The 1,377-nt window shown below is 61.1% G+C and carries 1 protein-coding gene; it reads left to right on the top strand.

The features are described 5' to 3' along the window. Positions 1 to 94: 94 nt before the first annotated feature. Positions 95 to 1,345 (top strand): IS256 family transposase, encoded by a 1,251-nt coding sequence (locus C5F46_RS16100; RefSeq protein ID WP_107326301.1) that lies wholly within the window; start codon positions 95 to 97, stop codon positions 1,343 to 1,345. The last annotated feature ends 32 nt before the right edge of the window (positions 1,346 to 1,377 follow it).

Genomic DNA, 1,377 nt, shown 5'->3' with positions numbered 1-1,377 from the left:
GAGTTATAGCTGAAAGTTGGTGACGGGGGGATTGGGTGGCATATCAAGGCGTTGTTCACGCGCCGCAGTTCTCGCAGAGAAAAGGATATGCCACATGACGAAGGATACGGTTGTCGCGTTTCGCGCACCAGACGAATTTTCACCTGACCCGCTCACAGACTTGCTGCGCCAGGGTGCGCGGAAACTGATCGCGCAGGCAGTTGAGGCCGAACTGAATGCGTTTATCACCGCCCATTCCGACCAGACGGATGCTGTGGGACGCAGGCGTCTGGTGCGTCACGGTCATCTGCCCGAACGCGAGGTTCAGACCGGGATCGGCGCGGTGCCGGTGAAGGTCCCCCGGGTCAGGGACCGGGCCCCGCAGGGCGCACCGCTGCGGTTCACCTCGACCATTCTGCCGCCCTACCTTCGGCGTGCCAGGTCGGTCGAGGAGTTGCTGCCCTGGCTCTATCTCAAGGGCATATCGACCGGCGATTTCTCCGATGCGCTGGCGGCGCTGCTGGGGCCGGACGCGCCAGGATTGTCGGCCACGACCATCACCCGGCTGAAGGCGGATTGGTGGGACGATTATGAACGCTGGTCTAGGCGCGATCTGTCAGCACGGCGCTATGTCTATTTCTGGGCAGACGGCGTCTACTTCACCCCGAGAATGGACGAGGATCGCCAATGTATGCTGGTGATTATCGGTGCGGACGAATGGGGCAACAAGGATGTGCTGGGCCTGATCGACGGCTTTCGCGAGAGCACACAGAGCTGGCGCGAGCTGCTCCTGGACCTGAAACGCCGGGGTCTGGAGGCCGCACCCAAGCTGGCCGTGGGTGACGGCGCCATGGGGTTCTGGGCTGCGCTGCATGAAGTTTATGGCAAAACACGCGTTCAACGCTGCTGGGTCCACAAGACGGCGAACGTGTTGAACGCGATGCCCAAGTCGGTCCAGCCCAAGGCCAAGGCGCAGCTGAAAGACATCTGGATGGCCGAGACGAAGGCCGAGGCCAATGCCGCTTTCGAGTTCTTCGTTGAGGCTTACGGCGTGAAATATGACCGGGCGGTGAAATGCCTGACCAAAGACCGCGATGACCTGTTGGCGTTCTACGGCTTCCCGGCCGAACACTGGAAGCACATCAGGACGACAAACCCGATCGAGAGCACATTCGCCACCGTCCGGCATCGAACCACCAAGACCAAAGGCTGCCTCAGCCGCCAGTCGGCACTGGCGCTGACCCACCAGCTGATGCTGTCAGCCAAGAAGAAATGGCGCAAACTCGACGGCCAAAACCGCCTCCCCGAGATCATCCAAGGGGTTGAATTCCGCGACGGCATCAAGCACGAAATCAAAGCCGCCTGATCGCGCCGTCACCAACTTTCGAGCATAGCTCG

This window comes from Phaeovulum veldkampii DSM 11550 (genome assembly GCF_003034995.1).
Lineage (GTDB): Bacteria > Pseudomonadota > Alphaproteobacteria > Rhodobacterales > Rhodobacteraceae > Phaeovulum > Phaeovulum veldkampii.
Note: the sequence above shows the minus strand (reverse complement) of the source record. Positions and strands in the feature narration are given on the sequence as shown.